Origin of the sequence: Acinetobacter ursingii DSM 16037 = CIP 107286, from assembly GCF_000368825.1 — a bacterium.
GTDB lineage: Bacteria > Pseudomonadota > Gammaproteobacteria > Pseudomonadales > Moraxellaceae > Acinetobacter > Acinetobacter ursingii.
In genome coordinates, this window is sequence record NZ_KB849716.1 from 126063 (window position 1) to 146968 (window position 20906).

Genomic DNA, 20906 nt, shown 5'->3' on the forward strand with positions numbered 1-20906 from the left:
ATAAATTATGAACCGAATTTAGATAATTCTAAATTCGGTTCACTAAAAGTTTTTATTTAAATACTTTGAAACGTGCTGCATCATCAATATATGATTTTTCACCTGCTGGCGCTTCGATCGAACCAAATACCAATTGAGCGCGAAGTTTCCAACTGCTTGGAACTTCCCATTCCGCATGTACTTTATCATCTACTATCGGATTGTAGTGCTGCAAAGAAGCCCCAACATTCTCAGCAGCCAAAGCAGTCCACACTGCGAGTTGTGCCATTGCCGTTGAATGTTCAGACCAAACTGGAAAATTATCTGCATACAATGCAAACTGCTCTTGTAAGCCTTTGATTACGTCTTGATCCTCAAAAAATAAAACTGTGCCAACGCCCGCAGCAAAGCTATCCATTTTTGCATCAGTTTTAGCTGCGGCTGCATCATCAGTTGCATATTCACGTAATTTTTCTTTGACAAAATTCCAAAATTTTTCATGTTCATCATTCAACAAAATAACGGCACGCGATGATTGGGAATTAAAAGATGATGGGCTTTGACGAATTGCTTCCTGAATTAAATCAGTCAGTTGTTCTGGTGTTTGAGAGAGATTTTTACCAATCGCGTAAATCGTACGACGATTTTGCAATAAAGGAAGAAAAGTATTTGACATTGTATATTTTCCTGATGAGATACAACAAAATTTTAAGAAAGTGAAAACCGTGTTTCACTTTCTTTATAGCACTTTTTGTACCATTTCGTCGTATTATTTCATTAGAAAAAATTCAATAATGCTTTGATTTATTAATAATAATTAAAATTTACTAAATAAAACCTGTTCAGAAACTTCATTTTTCCAAAGTTGGCGCAATGTAGGTAAATAAAAGCTTTCACCGATTTCAATCAGTTCTGCATCCAGCAAACTATGTACCTCATGAATAAAAATGTAATCAAGATCAACCAGTGAAAGCTGGGCTTGTTTTATAGAGACTTGTTTACGTCTAATCTGTGCTTTTTTAACCAGTTGATTGGCAAATTCTTTATCTTTAAATGCAGTAATAGCATTTAAACGTAGCTCGATAATACCCCAAGCTTCCAACAACTTTTTAAAAGTTTCGAAGTCTGTCGAAGTCGATTCCCATGTGACATCTTCCAGATTATTATCTTCAGGTAAAACAGGTAACAATAACTCTGCGGTACTTGGAAAGATTTTTTTGAGATTAATGAGGAATTTAACAGGTTGTTCACTTGGATAGTCATTAAATTGAATATGTTTTTGAACATCTGTTAAATAGACATCGATCATAGTAAATTTCATCAGCAGTTAATATCAAGAGGCATATATTGTACGCACATCGAGATCAGATACAAACTGCTGATGTGTTTATTTCAACTTATTTCGCGTTAGGAAATACCATTTGTTCAGGTTTCACGACATCGTCAAACTGCTCCGCAGTCACTAAGCCTAGCTCTACAGCAACCTGTTTCAGAGTTTTATTTTCCTTATAAGCAGTTTTAGCCACTTTTGCAGAATTTTCATAACCAATGACAGGGTTTAAAGCGGTCACGAGCATCAAAGAGTTGTGTAAGAAATAATCAATTTTTTCTTTATTTGGCTCAATGCCAACTGCGCAATGCTCATTGAAACTATTACATGCATCGCCCAATAGCTGAATCGACTGTAATAAGTTAAATGCAATCACAGGCATAAACACATTCAGTTCAAAGTTACCTGATGCACCTGCGACATTGATGGTGGTATCGTTACCTAATACTTGCGCCACCACCATGGTCATGGCTTCACTTTGAGTAGGATTGACCTTACCCGGCATGATACTTGAACCAGGCTCATTTTCAGGAATGCGAATTTCACCAAAACCACAACGCGGGCCACTGGCTAACCAGCGAATATCGTTAGCAATTTTATTTAAGCTTGCAGCCAGAGTTTTTAATGCACCCGATGCAAATACAGCAGCATCACGACCCGCCAGAGCTTCAAACTTATTCGGAGCAGTCACAAACGGGAGACCAGTCAAATTCGCTAATTGCGCAGCAGCTTTAACCGCATAATCAGGATGCGCATTTAAGCCTGTACCTACAGCTGTACCACCGAGTGGTAATTCATATAAACCTTCAAGCGCCTGCTGTAGTCGTTTTAAGCCATGATCCAACTGAGAAACATAACCACTAAATTCCTGCCCCAAAGTCAGAGGCGTCGCATCCTGTAAGTGAGTACGACCAATTTTTACGATATCAGCAAATTCATCTGATTTCTTTTGGAGTGTCTCTCTTAAACTTTTTACTGCTGGAATCAATAGTTCATTGATTTGCAGAGAAGCTGCCACATGAATTGCTGTTGGAAATGAATCATTGGTCGATTGCGCACGATTGACATGATCATTCGGATGGACAGGTGACTGAGAACCCAGTGCATTTCCCAATTTTTGATTGGCAATATTGGCGATCACTTCATTACAGTTCATATTACTTTGCGTACCAGAACCTGTCTGCCAAACCACTAAGGGAAATTGAGAATCCCACTGCCCTGCAATCACCTCTTCAGCAGCGCCCACAATATATTGACTCAAATCTTGAGGAAGTTGTCCTAATTCTGCATTGGTAATCGCAGCTGCTTTTTTGACTAAGCCCATTGCACGAATCATCGCGCGTGGTAATCGTTCCTGACCAATTTTAAAGTTTTGCAAACTACGTTGCGTCTGGGCACCCCAAAGTGCATCATTTGGGACTTCAACGTCACCCATGGTGTCATGTTCAATTCGAGTTTGCATAAAAACCTCTTTCATGTTGTTTAAGACAATACGGGCTGGAGCAATTACGTTTACATTGCTTGGCTAGTGGCAAGATACTAATCAACCTTCGCATTTTTGTAAATAAGAATCATTTTCTTATTGACCTTTTAATGTATTTTGATAAAACCGCCATTCATCTTCGATCATCTTTTCTAAATTGCGTTTTGGTTTCCAGTTGAGTGTTTTTTCTGCTTTTGAAATATCAACACCTAACTGTGCAAGTTCATCATAAGTATATGAAGCGTCATGCGTTTCGATCGGAGCATGGGTGACTTCACTGATCACCTTAATTAAAGCTTCAATTGAAGTCAGATGTTTATGACCAATATTGAAACTTTCACAACAATGATCCTGATGATTTAACCAATATAAACTTGCAAATACTGCTTCACAAACATCCAGTACATGAATAAAACTTCGCTCTACCGTTTTGTCCTGTGTCTCGACATTTTTATATAGTTCCAAAGAATCTCGCTGCATGGCAGCCACTTGCAATGCCAAAGGCACAATATTCTTCGGTAATGGTGCTACATTTTCACCCAGAACCCCATGTTCAAATGCACCAACCACATTGCTTAGACGGAGTATGGCAACTTTCCATTCATTATCCGTCTTGATGGTGTCCCGAATGATTTCCTCAATCATTTGCTGCGACTTGATATAAGGATTATCGTAACTGAAATTAAAGAATTCATCTTCAGTTAATGCTGTTCCACTTTTGCCGTAGACTGCGGCACTTGAAAGATGAACAAATCTACGTACACCTGTACGTTGCATCGAACGCAGCAAACTCATAATACAACTAACATTATCATTATAATATTCAAGCGGTTTCAATCTGGACTCTTCCAAAGATTTAAAACCCGCAGTATGAATCACAGCATCTATCGAATATTGCTCAAATACTTTATTTAGTGCAGGTGTATTTCGTACATCCACTTTTACAAAGGGAACATACATTCCTGAAATATATTCCAGCCGTTCTAATGTTTGTAAGGATGCATTGGCCAGATTATCGACTAAAATAACCTCTTGACCTTGTGCCATCAGACTCAAAGCAATATGTGAACCGAGAAAGCCTAAACCACCTGTCACCAAAATCATTGTATACTTACCTACTTATTACGATGTGTATGACTCAATTCCTGACCAGACTCATGACCAAAGTGAAATTTCAATGAGTACATTACTGTTAATTACTTCTGCTCCTACATCTATTCATGCATGGCATGCTTTTGAATTAGCTCAAGCACTCCACACAAAAGGTGAAACACTTCATGTTTTCTTTTATCAAGATGCTGTGCAAGTTGCAAACAGTTTGCAATGGTTTCCCGATGATCAACGCCATTTAACCCATGAATGGCAAAAACTATCGATTCGTTTGCCCGTTTGTGTAAGCGCCGCACTGAACCGCGGGATTACAGATCAAGAAAATGCGAAACGGCATCAATTATCAAACTCCAACCTCGCACAGGGTTTTGAATTGGTTGGACTTGGTGAACTTGCTGATGCCTTACAATCATCTGCACGTATTGTTCAATTTTAAACACGTTTTGTATTGTTAGAGTGTTGCTTTTAAAAGGTATATTGTGTGAAAACTGTACTCGTGATTTTAACACAGGCAAACTTAGGTGCTTTACAGATTAATGAAAGCCTATCGGCGACGATGGTTTTAGCGACATTTGGCAGCCCAGTAAAAGTACTTTTACAAGATGCTGCTTTAAGTCTGTTAAATTCAAATGTCGTATTTGATCAACTCAAACATGTTTTTAAACCCGCTTCCAATATAGTTGAAAGTTTTGAATTTTATGATCTAAGCCCCATTTTGATTGAGTCCAGATTGCAGAATCATCCCTTTGTTAGGCAAAGCCAACAGGACATTGAATTTATTGAATTTAATGCAGAGTTTATTCAATCTTTTAACTATGTTTTGTATTGGTAAGGAAATGCTGTCATGGATCATACACTTTATTTAATTCAATCTTCTGCCACTGCAACACACAGTATTTTAGCCAAACTTAAGCAGATATACAGTCCACATGACCATGTTGTTTTTTTAGGTGAATCTGTTGCCATTTTAAATCAAACAGATATAGAACATTTTTCTTCATGTTATTGCCTAGAGACTGAACAAGTATTGTTAAATCCTGATTTAGTTTCCAATTTGACTGTATTAGACTATGCGCAATTTGCGGATTTAGTTTTACAGTTTCAACGTTGTATTTCTCTTAAATAATTGATTTTTGCTTAGGCTATTTTATGCAGTTAGAACTTGATCAAGATGGACATCTGCTCGATTATACCATTTGGAATAATCAAGTTGCCCAACAACTCGCGAGCTCTTTGGATTTAGAATTAACAGATTGGCATTTTCAGGTTTTACACGCTGTACGCCAGTTTTATCAACAGTTTGGGCATTCCCCTGCCACTCGTCCTTTGATTAAATACTTAATGAAAACGGTTGGCCCTGAAATTGATAATGCCATGCTGCAACAACGATTTCATACAGGTTTGGTTGCCCGCCATCTAAGTCGCTTGGCTGGCATACCTAAACCTGCAAATTGTTTATAACTTGCTAGCTCCGTTCAGGCAAACTTTTTGGCAAATGCCACACAAACAATGATGCCAAGCGTAATGATAAGCATGATCCAACTGACAGATTCATGTAATAACAATGCCGCCAAACCTAGCCCAAATAAAGGTTGTAACAGTTGTAATTGACCCACGGTTGCAATGCCACCATGAGCCAAACCATAATACCAAAAGAAAAATCCAATGAGCATACTAAATAGAGATACATAAAGTAATGCAAACAGTGCTGAAAAAGAAAGATGATTAAGGGTTTCGGTTGAATAACTCAAAATCATAATGATGAGCATAATGGGTAAAGCAATCGCCAAAGCCCAACAGATCACCTGCCAACCGCCTATTTTTCGAGATAATTTTGCTCCCTCTGCATACCCTAATCCACAGAGAATAATTGCTACAAACATAAATAAAATACCAAGCAACTGGTTAGAGTGATGTTCAGAGTTTGGCGTAGCTTGCAAAAAGATATAAAGGAGTACCAATGTACTTCCCAATAATGAAAAAACCCAAAAAATAGCTTTAGGTTTTTCACCACCGCGAATCACAGCAAAAATTGCGGTACTTAAAGGCAATAATCCCACAAAAACGATTGAGTAAGATGCATTGATATATTGTAAGGCCAGTGCAGTGAACAATGGAAAACCAATCACCACACCTAAAGCCACATAGACGAGTCCGATACGATCCTGTCGATCGGGTCGGTTGACCTTGAGATATTTTAATAAAATGACAGCAATCACACCCGCAATTACAGCGCGACTGCCTGTTAAGAACCACGGATTCATATCCATAACAGCAATACGGGTCGCAGGCAATGAGCCAGAAAAAATAATAACGCCAATTAAACCACTGCACCAAGCCAAAACTTGCGGATTCATATCCCAATTACTCTTATTTTCATGACTGTATTTATAATTCTGTGTTATGTTTTTGCATAGAGACAATACAATACAATTTTAAGTAACTGTATTGGATAAAATTCCAGTACAGCCCAAATGTGAACGTGTGATAAGCCATGACCAAAATTGAACAGGTAATTGATTACATTGATACGCAATTAAAAAGTCGGCGCTTGACACCCGGTATGCGTTTACCATCAGTCAGAGCTTTAGCCAAACAGCTTCATTATTCAGTATCAACAATTGTTGCAGCTTATGAACGTATGGCATCCATGGGCATTATTGAATCTCGGGCGGGTGCTGGTTTTTATGTCTCTGCGCCACTTGAACCGCTTATTCTTTCAAATATTGAACCTGTTCGAGAAAAAAATCTGGATCCGATATGGATCTCGCGTAGGCTACTGGAAGCTCCACCTAACTTGATAAAATTGGGATGTGGTTGGTTACCTGACGACTGGATGCCCCATGAAAGTTTACGCAAAGCCATTCGGGATGCATCTAAAAGCCCAATCTATGAGCTTGTAAATTATTCCTCACCTTTAGGTCTATTAGGATTACGTGAATTATTGGCAAGGCGCTTATATAGCAAAGGTATTGAAGTTACACCTGATCAAGTTTTATTAACCGACTCTGGTTCATATTCGATCGATTTGATTTGTCGATTTTTATTAAAGCCAGATGATGTGGTATTGGTTGATGACCCATGTTATTTTAATTTTCGGGCTTTACTCAAAGTCCATCAGGTTAAAATTATTGGTATTCCCTATACACCTCAAGGCCCTGATATAGAAGCCTTTAAGCAGGCGATTGAGCAACATCATCCGCGCCTTTATATCACTAACTCGGGTATTCACAACCCAACTGGCGCCACCCTATCTCAACCGACAGCACATCAACTGGTTTCTTTAATTGAACAAGCCAATATGATTGTGATTGAAGATGATATATTTTCGGATTTTGAAACAGCGCATTCTCCACGGTTTAGTGCTTTAGATGGTCTTAAACACAGTATCTATATTGGCAGTTTTTCTAAAACGTTATCAGCTTCAGTACGTTGTGGCTATATAGTGGCAAAAGCGGAATGGATTGATCATTTAGTTGATTTAAAAGTTGCGACCAGTTTCAGTCATAGTCATTTCTCAGCACAAATTTTATATAAAGCGTTAACAGATGGTGGTTATCGTAAGCATATGGAACAACTTAAAATTAAGTTATCAGAATCCATGCGAATCACCATCGAAATGCTTGAGAAACTAGAAATAAAGCCATGGGTCATACCTAAAGCAGGTATTTTTCTCTGGTGTGAATTACCTGCTGATGTTGATATAAAAAAAATGGCTGATGATTGCAATGAAAATGGTGTGATACTGGCTTTAGGAAATTCATTTAGTCAATCAGATCGATTCCAGCAATTTTTAAGATTTAATGTTGCACAGTGCATGCACCCAGATATATTTGCTATTTTAGAAAAAGCGATGAACAATGCCCGCTCTTAACCAGTCTGATGTTAAGCCTTCTTCTTTTGGGCTTGTCGTAGGTAATCAACATATAATGGACTTGGTTTAGCCAAAACTTGTTTAGCTTGAATTTCTTCGCCACATTCTGAACATGTCAAAATAGGTTTAAAGATTTTCCCGCAATTTTTATGATGATATAACATCGGCGCGCCTGCTCCATCATCCATCCATTTATCGGCCCAATTTGCCATAGACAAAAGAACAGGATAAAGCTCCATTCCTTTTTCAGTCAACCGATATTCAAAACGTTCCTGACGATCAACATAAGGAGTTTTAACTAATATATCGTGTTCAACTAAACGCTTTAAGCGTTCTGATAATACATGTCGAGTCACCCCTAAATGTGACTGAAAATCATCAAAACGGCGAGTCCCTAAAAAGCAGTTACGCAAAATAAGCATCGTCCAACGATCACCCATAATGGATAATGTTCGAGCGATTGAACATGGCTGTTCACCAATATCATCCCATTTCATTACTGCTCCCCAATATATTTAGCTTGTCCTTAATCATACGACTCATTACATAAAAATAGCTAGTCATGATCATATGTTCGATCAATTCACCAGACTATTTTTTGTTGCTAAAACCGTAGTTGAGCAATAATGCTCTTACTTTGGGACTGGTAAAAATAAAGCGCTCAAACTGTGTTGCGGTTTTATTTTTTTCACCCTGCGTCGTCAAAGTTATATAGTAATCAATGGGATCATGTGATTTTGCAGGGAAAATCCCTATCATTTTTACTTTTTTGCTGGTTAGAGCATCTGTCTGAAAAGTAATGCCAACCTCGCATTTTCCATTTTGAACGGCATTTAAAAGGCTTGTATTGTTCGTATTCTGACTAATCCGTTGCTGTAAATTTGAAAACCAACCTAAATAAGTCAAACTTTGTCTGGTATAAAGTCCCAAAGCACTCGTATCTAGTTGAGCCGTACACAAATTTCCTTTGAATACTTGAGCAAAATTAAACTGTTTAGACTGACCAAATGGGATATCCATATTGACAGAAGTGATCGCAACTAATTGATCACTCATCAAGTATTTGGCACGCTTTTTAGTCACCAGCTTGTTTTGATTTAAAGCCTGCACGCTATTTTTATCTGTCGATATATAAAGATCAGCACGACTTGCTTGTTGCATTTGTTTTGCCATTGTCAATGGATCTGCAAATACGGGAGTCACTTTACTGTCAGGATATTGCTGTTGATATAGTTTTATAATATCAGTAAGTGCATTTGCTAAACTTGGCGCTGCGTACACGTTTACTTCACCTGCCAAAGTGAAAGAGGCCGTGGTGCATAAGCAGCAAAATAGACCCAATTGTTTTAACATGATTAACCTTTATTTTTAAATAAATAGACCATCTACCAACTCACCTGCTTGTATCTGTTTCGCTGCTGGAATACGCACTAAGCAGTTGGTTTGCATAAGATTGCTTAACATGTGTGATTGTTGCTTGCTTAAAGCACTGACTTCAAGTGTGCTTTGATTAAAAGTTGCAAGCATGCGTAAAAAACGCTCACGGTGATCTGCTTTTAGGTCATGTGTAATCCGCGCTGTAAATCCTGATGGTGATTCACGTTTATTTTGTAAGGCATCCAACAATAGTTTTCCATAGATCTGCATGCACACATAGACCGCAGCAGGATTTCCCGGCAAGCCCAGTAAGTAGCAGTTGTTTTGCTGATGTTCATATTTAGCAAAAAAAAGGGGTTTACCTGGTTTCTGTTTGACTTTCCAAAAAATTTGCTCAAAGCCGACATCCATTGAACATGGACGTACAAAGTCATAATCCCCGACTGAGACACCACCTGTAGTAATGATCACATCATATTCAGACTTCAAACGTTCAAACAGCGCTGTCACAGAGCTTGCTTGATCTTCAACATGAATCACATGTGCATCTATTCCATATTGTTTAAGCCAATTTTCCAATAAAGGTCCATTGGCATCAAAGACTTGAGCATTACTTAGGCTATTTGGTGATTGAGCAATCTCATCCCCTGTAACCACCACTGCAACTTTTGGTTGCTGAAATACTGTTACACTCTGAACACCCGCCATACTGAGCGCTGCAAGACTCCCGATATTCATATACTGCCCAGTATCCGCCAAACATTGCCCTTGCTTAACCTCTTCCCCTTTACGGCGAATATCAACTCCTGCTTGCAGACTTTCTACAATCTGGATATTTTGATCATCAATCTTTTTTACAATTTCCTGTCGAGCAATAGTCGTTGTGCCTTCAGGAATTTTTCCACCCGTAAATATACGAGATGCCTGTCCCTCAGACAAAGCTAAGCTGCTTTCCTCACCTGCCCGAACTTCACCAATCAGTTTAAAACTCTGATCTTTTGCATCGGTTTGATTTGAACATAAAGCATAACCATCGACGGCGCTTTGATCAAAACTGGGCAAATTCACAGGAGAATAAACGGCTTCAGCCAAATATCTGCTTAGGCTATTTTTTAGCGCAATAGATTCATTAGGCAAAGTTTTGGGCGTATGCAAAATATATTGAATTGCCTCATCTATCGTGATCAAACCTTGTTCATAGCCACATGCCGACATTACTCATAACCTCCAGGATGTGATAAATCACGGCAAACATCAAAAATATGCACAATTGCGGGTAAAAGTGCTGCCATAGATTCTGAAGCACCACCACGACTTCCCGGTAAAGTCATGACCAAAGAACGATCTATAAATCCTGCAACGCCACGAGACATTGCAGCATAAGGAGTACGGCGCTGACCAAAGGCACGGGCTGCTTCCATTAGACCATCAAGTTTACGTTCGAGCAGAGGTTCTAAGGTATCTACGGTAATATCTCGTTTTCCAATGCCTGTACCCCCCACTGTAATAATACACGCATAGGATTTGCTTAATTCTAAAACCAAATCTTTGAGCTGATCAGACTCATCGGGCAAAATTTGGTAATGAACTGGGGTAAAACCTGCCTCTGTCAATGTATCAAAAACAGATTTGCCAGCGGTATCAGGTTTTTTACCCGCCGCTACGGTATCAGACAATACAATCACAGCAGCAGAAACAGGCTGACGTAATGTCCGTTTGAAATGTGATTTTCCGCCTTTTTTCTTCAGTAACTTACATTGATCTAGCACCAGATCTTCGGGTTCACAATGTGGTTTGAGCATGTCGTATAGCGTTAAACCCGCAATACTAGCAGCAGTTAATGCTTCCATTTCGACCCCAGTGGGTCCAATGGTTTCAACCGTTGTTAAAATTTCTACAAAGTTTTCATGTAACTCATATTCAACTTCGGCACGATAAATGGGCAACGGATGACATAGCGGAATCAATTCATCGGTACGTTTTGCTGCTAAAATCCCTGCGATACGTCCTGTTTTCAGTGCATCGCCCTTTTCAGTATTTCCCTGACGTAATAACTCAATACAGTGCGGTGGCGCATATAGGATCGCTTGAGCTTCGGCAATTCGATAACTTTCAGGTTTCATGCCTACGTTTTTCATTTAAATTTCCGTAAATAACGTTAATGCTAATGTTGTCAATGTGAATGCTGATGATGTTTATGATGCGCAGAATGGGTATGATTATGCTCGATTGAGTCATGATCTTTACGGATACAACACCCTTCTACAAATTGACTACTCCCATCTGTATAAAACTCTTCCTTCCAGATAGGGACTTCATGTTTGACTCGCTCTACGGCTTCTTCACAGGCTTGAAAGGCTTCACGGCGATGTGCTGCATAGGCCACTGCGATAATGGCTGTTCCTCCAATATCCAAAGCACCAATTCGGTGAATGACTCTCACATAAGGCACCCCGTATTTTTGGATAATATCCTGCTCAATCTGACGAATCATCTTTTCCGCAACTGGTGTATAAGATGTGTATTTTAAGGCAGTTACTGCTCGCCCTTCATGATGATTACGCACAGTTCCCTGAAAAATCCCAATTCCGCCACATTCAGGAAACTCGCTAATCAAATCAAAATTGTCTAAACTTAAATCTTGTGACTGTACCCGCTGAAACTCTTTCATCTCAACCTCCAGCCACAGGTGATAAAAGCACTAACGTACAATCATGTTTTAACGTGGTTTGACGCGGAATAATATCCTCACCAATTGCACAGGCACATCGTTCCAAAGCCTTTTCTGCTTGTGGATATTGCTGGCTGATTTGATCTAGCACATCACCGACCAAAATTTCAGTTGGATAATCCAATACTAATTGCGGAGGAAGTTGGCGCTCAATCGCACCATAAGCGTCAATTGTGACCTGAATACCCGACATGGTTATCCTCCTAACATGTGCATACTAATTTTGCGGGGTTGTTGATTCTGTGTTTGCTGGTTGAGGCTATGAAAACCTTTGGCTTTATGCCAGATATAAGTTGAAGTTTTCTGATACAATGCTTGACTAGCCATCTGTCGGATCACTTCATCCTTTTCAGTGACCAATTGATCCAGTAAGGGTTTAAGCATAAGACCCTGCCTTGCAAATAAGCAGTTATAAAGCTCCCCTTGAGCTGTTAGACGGATACGATCACATTCACCACAAAAAGAATGGCTAATGGTGGAAATAATTCCGACATCATATTCATCATTTAGGCGATATAATCGGGCGGGCTCATGTTCTTGTTTTAATTCTTGAATTTGAAACTGACTAGATAAGGTATTAAGAATATCCTGTTCAGTAACCACATCGGCTTGTGTCCAGTGTTGATCACCATCTAACGGCATAAACTCAATAAATCGAAGTGGAATATTTTGCTGCTTTGCCCAGTTGACCATCGGTAAAATCTGGTCATCATTTTTACCTTTCATCAACACAGTATTAATTTTAAATGGTAAACCCACGTCTTGTACCGCAGCAATTCCATCTAACACGGGTTTTAATTTTTTCTTGGTTAAAAATAAGAATTGTTCAGAATCAAGACTGTCCAGACTGATATTGAGATCATCCAGACCTGCAAGCTTTAACTCATGTGCATATTTCTTCAGATAGTGCGCATTGGTCGTGATTGAAATTCTTTTTAAACCTTTGACTCTGAGCTTTTGCAAATCACGGATAAAGTGAACTACTCCTAAACGCATAAGGGGTTCTCCCCCTGTGATACGGATTTTTTCGATTCCGTTTTGCACCATAAAATCACAGAATTGATAGAGTGCTTCGAAACTCAGTAAATCTTGTTTTTTCATCCACTCTGGATGTTCAGGCATACAATACATACATTTGAAATTGCAACGATCCGTAACGGAAATTCGAAGTTTCCGTTTATTGCGCCCATATTGATCCTGAAAAATCGATGGGTTTAACGAAACGATTCCATTCATGTATTTATACTCTTGTCATCGTGTGAACGCATTGATTATCTCATGATTGATTAACAAATCAGGTTTATACTTTGTGTCACTTAAACCGCTATAAGTAATACAGTATTCCATTGTTATGCCAGATAATTCAATTGCTTATATTGCTGTAATTCATCCAATGAATTAATACTATGAAAAAATAATCGATGTTTACGGAAATATGCAACCTGCGCATGTAAATCTTTTCGACATTTATTTAAACTCAGTTGATTTTCAAGTAAATGCTGTTGCAAAACTGTGCAACTTTCTCGTTTCATCAAACAAAATGGATAAAGCGCATCTCCATTGATATTCACATAAGACATCAAAGCATGTTGATCCTGAAGTAAGGTATCATGCAGTGTTTGCAGCACTTTAGTGGGAATATAAGTTACATCGCAAGGAATAAACAACACATAATTCGCCTGTACATGCGACCACGCACTTTTCATTCCCATCAATGGTCCTAAAAAACCGGCCTGATCATCTGCATAGCATTGAATATTTGGAATAATCTGCTGATATAGCCGAGTATCTCGGTGGCTGTTAATCCAAACTTCGCCCACCTGATCTTTAAACGTGTTGTAGAGTTTTAAAAGCTGCATTTGATCATCAAAAGTTTGCAATAACTTATTGACACCATTCATGCGTCTTGCCTGACCACCCGCCAAAATGACCAAGTCTGTAAGAGGATATTTTTTCATATTTCAGCCTCCTGCTGACAACTTTTAATCAAACCACGAATTTCAGGTAAACATGAACCACAGTTTCCACCCGCTTTTAAACAGGCGGTGACTTGTTTCTCATGAGTAATATTTTGCGTTTTAATGGCTTCAATAATCTTGTTTTTACCGACTTTAAAGCAACTACATACCAATGGTCCATCGCTATTTGTAGCTGAAATTGGCGTACCCGCCAATAAAGCCTTACGGTGTAATGCACTCAAACGCTCACGCTTAAACAAACCTGCCACCCAATCCCGATCAGGTAACAAATCTGCTGGTGCGATATATAAACTAGCAATTAAGATGCCATCTTGCAAAATAACACTATGACTAAGTTGTGATGATCGATCTTCAAGGCTTAACCATTCTGTTTCATCAATGAACGGTAAAAAGTTTTTTAAATTATTTTGCGTTTGATCAAAACTTTGACGAGCCGCAATTTCATAACGAAAGGCTTTTGCTGTTTTAATTTTTGCCCACCATGCGCATTGTTGTAAAGAAGTCTGAATATGTTGCTCAACACCTTCACGGACGTATAACACGCCCTGCCAAGTGGTATGGAATGTTTGAATTGCAACTGGGGTATGTTTAAATTCAGGTTCACCAGAGATTGCATCGACCACTGGATTGACGACTTTACCAATACGGGCATCCGAAGCCACTTGTTCTGTCCAATGAATCGGTGCAAAAATTTGACCACGGCGTACACCTTGATCAAGTGTTACACGTAATACGCAACTGCCCCATTCTGAACGGACTTCAACTAAGGCTTTATCTTGAATACCAAATTTTAGGGCGTCATTGGGATGGATTTCACAAAATGGTTCAGCACGGTGCGTGGTGAGATTGGCAGATAAACCTGTGCGGGTCATGGTATGCCATTGGTCACGAATACGCCCTGTATTCAAAATCAAAGGATAATCTTCTGAAATCGTATGGACAGGATCAATAGCAACGGTTGCGATCAGTTTTGCTTTTTTGTTTTTATGGCTAAAATCACCTCGATCAAATAATTGCTCAACCGCAATACGTTGACTTTTCTCCCACACCGGCCATTGTGTGGGCGGCAGTTGGTGATATTCCTCTACACTTAAATTCATTAAACCTTTTAAGTTGAAATAACGAAAATGTTCAACTTGATCACGTTGTTCGATACTGGCATTTTGATAAGCTGACAAAGCGGCATGCTCATTAAAAATGTCACAGGCATTGCTAAAATCAAAACCATTAAAGCCGAGTTTCTTGGCAACTTCACAGACTGCCCACCAATCCGCTTTAGCTTGTTTAGGTGAATCTAAAAATGCACGTTGCCGTGAAATACGGCGTTCCGAATTGGTGACGGTGCCATCTTTTTCGCCCCATCCTAATGCAGGAAGCAAAACATCTGCATATGCTGTGGTATCGGTTTGGGCACAAATATCAGAAATCACCACAAACTCACATTTTTCTAATGCACGTTTAACTTGCTCTGCATCAGGTAAACTTACGACAGGATTGGTTGCCATAATCCAGACAGCTTTAATTTTTCCACGTTCTATAGCCTGAAATAAATCAACCGCTTTTAGACCTGTTTGTGTGGCGATGCTTGGACTCTGCCAAAAACTTTGCACAAGCTGTTGATGTGAGGGATTATCAATATCCAGATGTGCTGCTAGCATATTCGCCAATCCACCCACTTCACGCCCACCCATGGCATTGGGTTGCCCTGTCATGGAAAAAGGTGCCGCACCTAATTTTCCAATTTTCCCCGTGAGTAAATGACAATTAATCATACTATTGGCTTTATTGACCCCCTGAGAAGATTGATTCACCCCCATTGAAAACAAAGTCATGACTTTTTCAGTCTGGGCAAACTTCTCAAAAAAGAGTTGTAATTTTTCTGCGGAAATACCTGTACGTTTTACTAGTTCATGAATATCTTGTTCGCTTTCACTGGCAGCTAACAGTGCTTCCAAACCTTCGGCATGTTTTTCAACAAATTCATTATCTACATGATTATTTTGATATAAATGCTGAAATAAACCATTAAATAACGCTACATCCTGACCAGGTAAAATCGGCAAGTGTAAATCCGCTTGCTCACAGGTACTGGTAAAACGAGGATCGACCACTACTACAAATAAATCTGGATTTTGACTTTTCGCTTGCATGATACGTTGATACAGTACGGGATGACACCATGCCGTATTGGAACCGACTAAAACCACCATATCGGTATGTTCAAAATCTTCATAACTGGCAGGAACGATATCTTCACCAAAGGCACGTTTATGTGCAGCTACGGCGGAAGACATACATAAACGTGAATTGGTATCGATATTGGCGGTGCCTAAATAGCCTTTAACGAACTTATTCACCACATAATAATCTTCTGTCAGTAACTGCCCTGAGACATAGAAGGCAATACTGTCACGCCCATATTGATCTATACAGTGTTGGAACTGTGTGGCGATTTTCTCAATTGCGGCCTCCCATGTCGTGACTTGACGATGATCGTTACGACCCAACATAGGCTCCAATACACGAGTTTCTAAACCCAATGTGTCGGCCAGATTGCTGCCTTTAATGCAAAGACGTCCAAAATTTGAAGGGTGATCGATATCACCTGCCACTTTTACCATAGTGCCGTGCGCTTTATGTTGGACATTGACATCTACACCGCAGCCAACACCGCAATAGGGACATGTTGTTTTTGTAATAATAATTTCTGCTTGATCGGAGCGACTGTGTTCTAAATTTTGAATACTGTTCATGACTGCTCCTTTTACCCAATTTACCTATACCACATACACACTAATTTTGGCTTAGAAGCCATTGATCCTAAGCCAAGTTGAATCAACTCACCTTTTTCATTGCAAAATCCTTACCAAATAACAGCTTGTTTCTAAAGGTAGAAACAGGTGTTTGATCTGCAATGAGCTCGGCATACCACATGCCATCTTCGGTATCACCAAACAGAACTGCTCCAATTACCTTGTCTTTTTGGATGATGATACGCTTATAAATTTGACGTTTATCATCATTCAAAATGATGTCTTCATAATCTTCCTTGCTTATTGCAGATGCATTGCTCTGTTCTAAATCAATACGACCTGCCGAGAACACATCCACACCACTGACTTTTAACTGCGTTGGAACAGTTGGCGATTTAAACGTTAGGCTGCCATGTTCAGCCAAATGCGTTGCACAAATAAATGCTTGTCCCCAAAGTGGTTCCACCAAACCAAAAGTTTGACCGCGATGCTCGATACATTCACCTACCGCATAAATACTTGGGTCAAAGGTTTGCATGGTGTCATTGACTAAGATTCCACGATGACAACGTAGTCCCGCACTTTGCGCCAAAGCGATATTCGGGCGAATCCCCACCGCAAAAATCACCAAATCTGCATCAAGAATTGTTCCGTCTTTTAAGCGAACCTGATTGACATGACCATCCTTGCCAAGTAAAGCTTCCGTGTTGGCTTGCGTGATGATCTGGATACCTTTTTGTTCGATGCTATGACGTAACATTTCACTAGCACGTTTATCCAATTGACGATCCATAATTCGATCCATCAAATGTAATACGGTCACATTCATGCCACGTTGTTTCAAACCATAAGCGGCTTCAAGCCCTAATAGTCCACCACCAATCACCACTGCATTTTTCTTGGTTTCGCAATATTTAATCATGGTATTTACATCATAAATATCACGGAAACTGATCACACCGTTCAAATCTGCCCCTTGAACAGGCGGAATAAAAGGTTTCGAACCTGTGGCAATGATCAAACGATCATAATCAATACGCTCACCTTTCTCAGTGTGGACGACTTTACGAGTACGATCAATCTTGACCGCAGGATCCTGAGCAATAAATTTAATGCCCTTATCGCTATACCATGCATGCGGATGCAGCATAATATCTTCGATAGTTTTCTCACCTGATAACACTGGCGATAGCATAATACGGTTATAATTTCCCCATGGTTCTTCACCAATTACGGTCACTTCATAGCGCTCTGGTGCCATGTCCAATAAATCTTCGAGACAACGCATTCCTGCTAAACCATTCCCAATCAATACCAATTTCAGTTTGTCTTGAGAAATACTGTTATTGGTAATATAGGTTTTTTGTGGAACTGTGCCGACCCAAACCCGACCACTTTCAATTTTAGTAGGAAAAACCAGAAGTTTCTGGTCTTTATCTTCCAGACAGCGTCCTGTCGCTAAACTAAAATGTTGCTTATAAATCGGCGATGCAATCACCCGCTCACCTTGTAAGTCACCAATAATGCCTCGACACATGACATTGGCTTGGCTGAATGGGTCTTTGTTGCTGAGTGCATAGATCCGCTTTTCATGACCTACACGAAATAGCGCTACCGATTGACCTTCAACAAGGGCACCTACCCCTGTATTAGGTGTAATGTCATCCAGATTGCATACATCGACCCATTGATTTTCTGGAAGCATATTCATGTCTTTTAGATTTGTCATTTCTATTCTCCTTATGCTTCAACCATTGGAATACGGTCTTCTGAGCGCTCTGCATCATTTAAAGGACGGATTTGGTCACGTACCTGAGTAAATTGAATATGTGGATCGGCTTGTTGATCTCCACTGGCATTAATATAAGTTTGGAAGCGTTTACGGATTTCAGGATCTTCAACTGCGGTACGCCATTCATCCTGATAAGTTCCTATGACGTGGCTCATACGGCGTTCAAGTTCTTCAGCCAATCCTAATGAATCATTGACGATGACCGATTTCAGATAATCCAGACCACCTTCCATATTGTCACGCCATACGCTGGTACGTTGTAAACGATCTGCGGTTTGGATATAGAACATAAAGAAACGGTCGATATAACGAATCAAGGTTTCGGTATCAAGATCAGAAGCCAATAATTCGGCATGGCGCGGTTTCATCCCACCATTCCCACACACATACAGATTCCAGCCTTTTTCTGTGGCAATCACACCCACATCTTTGCCCTGCGCCTCAGCACATTCGCGGGTACAACCTGAAACTGCCATTTTTAGCTTATGTGGTGAACGTAAGCCTTTATAACGATTTTCCAGTTCAATCGCCAAACCCACAGAATCATCTACACCATAACGACACCATGTACTACCCACACATGATTTCACAGTACGTAATGATTTGCCGTAAGCATGGCCCGACTCAAAACCTGCGGCATTGAGCTCTTCCCAAATAAACGGTAATTGATGAATTTGCGCACCAAATAAATCAACACGTTGACCGCCTGTGATTTTGGTATACAGGTTGTATTTTTTGGCGATTTGACCGACGGCGATTAAACCATCTGGTGTGACTTCACCGCCTGCCATACGTGGTACGACAGAATAAGAGCCATCTTTTTGTATATTACCCAAGTAGTAATCATTACTGTCCTGTAGACCTGCATGACTTGGTTTTAGTACAAAGTCATTCCAGCACGATGCTAAAATATTTGCAGCCGTTGGTTTACAAATATCACAGCCTAAACCATGACCATGTTGTTGAATGAGATCATCAAAGGTTTTAATTTCATTGACACGAACCAAGTGATATAACTCTTGGCGCGAGTATGGAAAATGTTCACAAATGTGGTTATTGACGGTTACACCTTGACGTTGTAACTCAGACTTTAACACTTGTGTGACCAGTGGCGCACATCCCCCACAAGCCGTTGCAGCTTTGGTACATTTTTTCAAAGCACCCAAAGAGGTTGAACCGTCAGCAATTGCCTGACAAATATCAGCTTTAGAGACGTTGTTACATGAACAGATGGTGGCGCTATCTGGCAATAAATCCACACCACTCCCACCTGCTTTTGCACCTGAATCAGCAAAACCCGGCATGATCAAACTTTCAGGCATTTCTGGAAGAGCCAGACCATTTAGCATCATTTGCAGCAGATCATTGTATTCTTTGGCGTCACCAACTAAGACTGCGCCCAACAATTTGCTTTTATCTGCATCAACCACGATTTTTTTATAAATCAAGGCATCTTCGTCAGCATAAAAATAGCTGAGTGAATTAGGCGTCATACCATGTGCATCACCTACCGATGCCACATCGACGCCCATCAACTTCAACTTGGTGCTCATATCTGCACCAGCAAAGCAATGAGTTTCTTCCGCTAGAATATGTTTTGCTGCAATCCGTGCCATGTCATAGCCCGGTGCAACTAAACCAAAGATTTTATTGTCCCAAAGCGCACATTCACCAATCGCATAAATATTGTCATCTGAGGTTTGGCAATAATCATTGATTTTAATCCCGCCCCGTTCGCCAATCGTCAATCCACTTAAACGCGCCAGTTCATCACGCGGACGAATCCCCGCAGAAAATAAAATAATGTCGGTTTCAAGCTCGCTCCCATCGGCAAACTTCATAATGTGATGATGTGTTGTACCATCTTCAATACATTGAGTGGCTTTTTGAGTGTGGACTTTTACCCCAAGATTTTCAATTTTACGACGTAATACTTTACCCCCTAGATCATCAATTTGTACCGCCATCAAACGCGGTGCAAACTCGACCACATGAGTTTCCAAATTTAAATCTCGTAAGGCTTTGGCCGCTTCCAAACCCAGTAAACCACCGCCGATCACCACACCTGATTTAGAATTTAAGCTTGCAGCTCGGATTGCATCCAAATCTTCAATGGTACGATAAACAAAACAGTTTTGACGATCATTGCCCGAAATTGGCGGTACAAAAGCGTATGAGCCAGTTGCTAAAACCAATTTATCGTAGTGAAGCACATCACCCAAATTGGTGGTAATGGTTTGTTCAGCAGCATCTATAGCAACAGCTTTGGTATTCAGTCTGAGGTCAATACCATGTGCATCAGCAAAGTCAAAACGTGCCAATGATAAGTCCTTCGCTGATTTTCCTGAGAAGTATTCAGTCAAATGTACGCGGTCATAGGCAATACGTGGTTCTTCAGCAAGAATAGTAATTTCTAATTCGTCATCTGCTTTTTCTAAAATGGCTTCGATAAATTTGTGGCCGACCATACCGTGACCAATCATAACGAGTTTCATGGG

21 protein-coding genes are annotated in these 20906 nt (G+C 40.0%); 5 read left to right on the forward strand and 16 right to left on the reverse strand.

Annotation, left to right across the window (positions count from 1 at the left end; all coding sequences use genetic code 11):
* Nucleotides 1–52: 52 nt before the first annotated feature.
* From F944_RS05285 to galE, 4 genes are all read right to left on the reverse strand, one after another.
* A complete protein-coding gene (locus tag F944_RS05285; RefSeq protein WP_004987813.1) occupies nt 53–655 on the reverse strand; it encodes a nitroreductase family protein in 603 nt (200 codons plus the stop codon).
* Nucleotides 656–796: 141 nt separating this feature from the next.
* Nucleotides 797–1288 (reverse strand): hypothetical protein, encoded by a 492-nt coding sequence (locus F944_RS05290; protein WP_004987815.1) that lies wholly within the window; start codon nt 1286–1288, stop codon nt 797–799.
* An 88-nt stretch (nt 1289–1376) separates the two neighbouring features.
* Nucleotides 1377–2771: a class II fumarate hydratase gene (fumC, locus tag F944_RS05295; RefSeq protein ID WP_004987817.1), complete on the reverse strand. Its 1395-nt coding sequence runs from the start codon at nt 2769–2771 to the stop codon at nt 1377–1379.
* 117 nt (nt 2772–2888) lie between these two features.
* The gene (galE, locus tag F944_RS05300; protein ID WP_004987818.1) at nt 2889–3896 is read right to left on the reverse strand and encodes a UDP-glucose 4-epimerase GalE; all 1008 of its coding nucleotides are present in this window, start codon (nt 3894–3896) and stop codon (nt 2889–2891) included.
* Between the two features lie 73 nt (nt 3897–3969).
* Here galE and tusD point away from each other — a divergent pair, with 73 nt between their 5' ends.
* The 4 genes from tusD to F944_RS05320 are packed head-to-tail and all read left to right on the forward strand — an operon-like array spanning nt 3970 to nt 5363.
* Nucleotides 3970–4338, forward strand: coding sequence for a sulfurtransferase complex subunit TusD (tusD, locus tag F944_RS05305; RefSeq protein ID WP_004987820.1), 369 nt, complete (start codon nt 3970–3972; stop codon nt 4336–4338).
* A gap of 45 nt (nt 4339–4383) precedes the next feature.
* Nucleotides 4384–4734, forward strand: a complete 351-nt coding sequence (locus tag F944_RS05310) for a hypothetical protein (protein ID WP_004987822.1) — start codon at nt 4384–4386, stop codon at nt 4732–4734.
* 12 nt (nt 4735–4746) lie between these two features.
* Nucleotides 4747–5028 carry a hypothetical protein gene (locus F944_RS05315; protein WP_004987823.1) on the forward strand — a complete coding sequence of 94 codons (282 nt, stop codon included), beginning with the start codon at nt 4747–4749 and terminating at the stop codon, nt 5026–5028.
* Nucleotides 5029–5051: 23 nt separating this feature from the next.
* The gene (locus F944_RS05320) at nt 5052–5363 is read left to right on the forward strand and encodes a TusE/DsrC/DsvC family sulfur relay protein (protein ID WP_004987826.1); all 312 of its coding nucleotides are present in this window, start codon (nt 5052–5054) and stop codon (nt 5361–5363) included.
* A gap of 14 nt (nt 5364–5377) precedes the next feature.
* Here the strand turns inward: F944_RS05320 and F944_RS05325 are convergent, their stop codons facing one another.
* On the reverse strand, nt 5378–6259 hold the full coding sequence (locus tag F944_RS05325; protein ID WP_004987830.1) for a DMT family transporter: 882 nt from the start codon (nt 6257–6259) through the stop codon (nt 5378–5380).
* A 137-nt stretch (nt 6260–6396) separates the two neighbouring features.
* Between F944_RS05325 and F944_RS05330 the strand changes: the two genes are divergently transcribed.
* A complete protein-coding gene (locus F944_RS05330) occupies nt 6397–7776 on the forward strand; it encodes an aminotransferase-like domain-containing protein (protein WP_004987833.1) in 1380 nt (459 codons plus the stop codon).
* A gap of 11 nt (nt 7777–7787) precedes the next feature.
* On the opposite strand, the gene F944_RS05335 is transcribed toward F944_RS05330, so the two are convergent.
* The 11 genes from F944_RS05335 to nirB form a co-directional block, all read right to left on the reverse strand.
* On the reverse strand, nt 7788–8273 hold the full coding sequence (locus F944_RS05335; RefSeq protein WP_004987835.1) for a winged helix-turn-helix transcriptional regulator: 486 nt from the start codon (nt 8271–8273) through the stop codon (nt 7788–7790).
* Between the two features lie 94 nt (nt 8274–8367).
* Nucleotides 8368–9129, reverse strand: a complete 762-nt coding sequence (gene modA, locus F944_RS05340) for a molybdate ABC transporter substrate-binding protein (RefSeq protein WP_004987836.1) — start codon at nt 9127–9129, stop codon at nt 8368–8370.
* A gap of 15 nt (nt 9130–9144) precedes the next feature.
* Nucleotides 9145–10368: a molybdopterin molybdotransferase MoeA gene (locus F944_RS05345; RefSeq protein ID WP_004987838.1), complete on the reverse strand. Its 1224-nt coding sequence runs from the start codon at nt 10366–10368 to the stop codon at nt 9145–9147.
* Nucleotides 10368–11291, reverse strand: a complete 924-nt coding sequence (gene moaCB / locus F944_RS05350) for a bifunctional molybdenum cofactor biosynthesis protein MoaC/MoaB (protein WP_004987841.1) — start codon at nt 11289–11291, stop codon at nt 10368–10370. The genes F944_RS05345 and moaCB overlap by 1 nt, the downstream gene beginning before the upstream one ends.
* Before the next feature lie 35 nt (nt 11292–11326).
* Nucleotides 11327–11824, reverse strand: a complete 498-nt coding sequence (locus F944_RS05355) for a molybdenum cofactor biosynthesis protein MoaE (protein WP_004987843.1) — start codon at nt 11822–11824, stop codon at nt 11327–11329.
* 1 nt (nt 11825) lies between these two features.
* On the reverse strand, nt 11826–12077 hold the full coding sequence (locus F944_RS05360; protein WP_004987846.1) for a MoaD/ThiS family protein: 252 nt from the start codon (nt 12075–12077) through the stop codon (nt 11826–11828).
* Between the two features lie 2 nt (nt 12078–12079).
* The gene (gene moaA / locus F944_RS05365) at nt 12080–13120 is read right to left on the reverse strand and encodes a GTP 3',8-cyclase MoaA (protein ID WP_004987848.1); all 1041 of its coding nucleotides are present in this window, start codon (nt 13118–13120) and stop codon (nt 12080–12082) included.
* A gap of 113 nt (nt 13121–13233) precedes the next feature.
* Nucleotides 13234–13842 carry a molybdenum cofactor guanylyltransferase gene (gene mobA / locus F944_RS05370; protein ID WP_004987850.1) on the reverse strand — a complete coding sequence of 203 codons (609 nt, stop codon included), beginning with the start codon at nt 13840–13842 and terminating at the stop codon, nt 13234–13236.
* Nucleotides 13839–16616 (reverse strand): nitrate reductase, encoded by a 2778-nt coding sequence (locus F944_RS05375; RefSeq protein ID WP_004987853.1) that lies wholly within the window; start codon nt 16614–16616, stop codon nt 13839–13841. The genes mobA and F944_RS05375 overlap by 4 nt, the downstream gene beginning before the upstream one ends.
* A gap of 82 nt (nt 16617–16698) precedes the next feature.
* The gene (nirD, locus tag F944_RS05380) at nt 16699–18345 is read right to left on the reverse strand and encodes a nitrite reductase small subunit NirD (RefSeq protein ID WP_004987856.1); all 1647 of its coding nucleotides are present in this window, start codon (nt 18343–18345) and stop codon (nt 16699–16701) included.
* Between the two features lie 11 nt (nt 18346–18356).
* The gene (gene nirB, locus F944_RS05385) at nt 18357–20903 is read right to left on the reverse strand and encodes a nitrite reductase large subunit NirB (RefSeq protein WP_004987858.1); all 2547 of its coding nucleotides are present in this window, start codon (nt 20901–20903) and stop codon (nt 18357–18359) included.
* Nucleotides 20904–20906 lie beyond the last annotated feature (3 nt).

What these genes read in the sequence shown, in the direction of transcription:
- nirB (WP_004987858.1), bottom strand. Translation starts at nt 20,903, where the DNA reads ATGAAACTCGTTATGATTGGTCACGGTATGGTCGGCCACAAATTTATC.
- F944_RS05360 (WP_004987846.1), bottom strand. Translation starts at nt 12,077, where the DNA reads ATGTCGGGTATTCAGGTCACAATTGACGCTTATGGTGCGATTGAGCGC.
- F944_RS05345 (WP_004987838.1), bottom strand. Translation starts at nt 10,368, where the DNA reads ATGTCGGCATGTGGCTATGAACAAGGTTTGATCACGATAGATGAGGCA.
- F944_RS05285 (WP_004987813.1), bottom strand. Translation starts at nt 655, where the DNA reads ATGTCAAATACTTTTCTTCCTTTATTGCAAAATCGTCGTACGATTTAC.
- F944_RS05375 (WP_004987853.1), bottom strand. Translation starts at nt 16,616, where the DNA reads ATGAACAGTATTCAAAATTTAGAACACAGTCGCTCCGATCAAGCAGAA.
- nirD (WP_004987856.1), bottom strand. Translation starts at nt 18,345, where the DNA reads ATGACAAATCTAAAAGACATGAATATGCTTCCAGAAAATCAATGGGTC.
- F944_RS05330 (WP_004987833.1), top strand. Translation starts at nt 6,397, where the DNA reads ATGACCAAAATTGAACAGGTAATTGATTACATTGATACGCAATTAAAA.
- fumC (WP_004987817.1), bottom strand. Translation starts at nt 2,771, where the DNA reads ATGCAAACTCGAATTGAACATGACACCATGGGTGACGTTGAAGTCCCA.
- F944_RS05315 (WP_004987823.1), top strand. Translation starts at nt 4,747, where the DNA reads ATGGATCATACACTTTATTTAATTCAATCTTCTGCCACTGCAACACAC.
- tusD (WP_004987820.1), top strand. Translation starts at nt 3,970, where the DNA reads ATGAGTACATTACTGTTAATTACTTCTGCTCCTACATCTATTCATGCA.
- F944_RS05325 (WP_004987830.1), bottom strand. Translation starts at nt 6,259, where the DNA reads ATGAATCCGCAAGTTTTGGCTTGGTGCAGTGGTTTAATTGGCGTTATT.
- modA (WP_004987836.1), bottom strand. Translation starts at nt 9,129, where the DNA reads ATGTTAAAACAATTGGGTCTATTTTGCTGCTTATGCACCACGGCCTCT.
- moaCB (WP_004987841.1), bottom strand. Translation starts at nt 11,291, where the DNA reads ATGAAAAACGTAGGCATGAAACCTGAAAGTTATCGAATTGCCGAAGCT.
- moaA (WP_004987848.1), bottom strand. Translation starts at nt 13,120, where the DNA reads ATGAATGGAATCGTTTCGTTAAACCCATCGATTTTTCAGGATCAATAT.
- F944_RS05335 (WP_004987835.1), bottom strand. Translation starts at nt 8,273, where the DNA reads ATGAAATGGGATGATATTGGTGAACAGCCATGTTCAATCGCTCGAACA.
- F944_RS05320 (WP_004987826.1), top strand. Translation starts at nt 5,052, where the DNA reads ATGCAGTTAGAACTTGATCAAGATGGACATCTGCTCGATTATACCATT.
- F944_RS05355 (WP_004987843.1), bottom strand. Translation starts at nt 11,824, where the DNA reads ATGAAAGAGTTTCAGCGGGTACAGTCACAAGATTTAAGTTTAGACAAT.
- mobA (WP_004987850.1), bottom strand. Translation starts at nt 13,842, where the DNA reads ATGAAAAAATATCCTCTTACAGACTTGGTCATTTTGGCGGGTGGTCAG.
- F944_RS05290 (WP_004987815.1), bottom strand. Translation starts at nt 1,288, where the DNA reads ATGATCGATGTCTATTTAACAGATGTTCAAAAACATATTCAATTTAAT.
- galE (WP_004987818.1), bottom strand. Translation starts at nt 3,896, where the DNA reads ATGATTTTGGTGACAGGTGGTTTAGGCTTTCTCGGTTCACATATTGCT.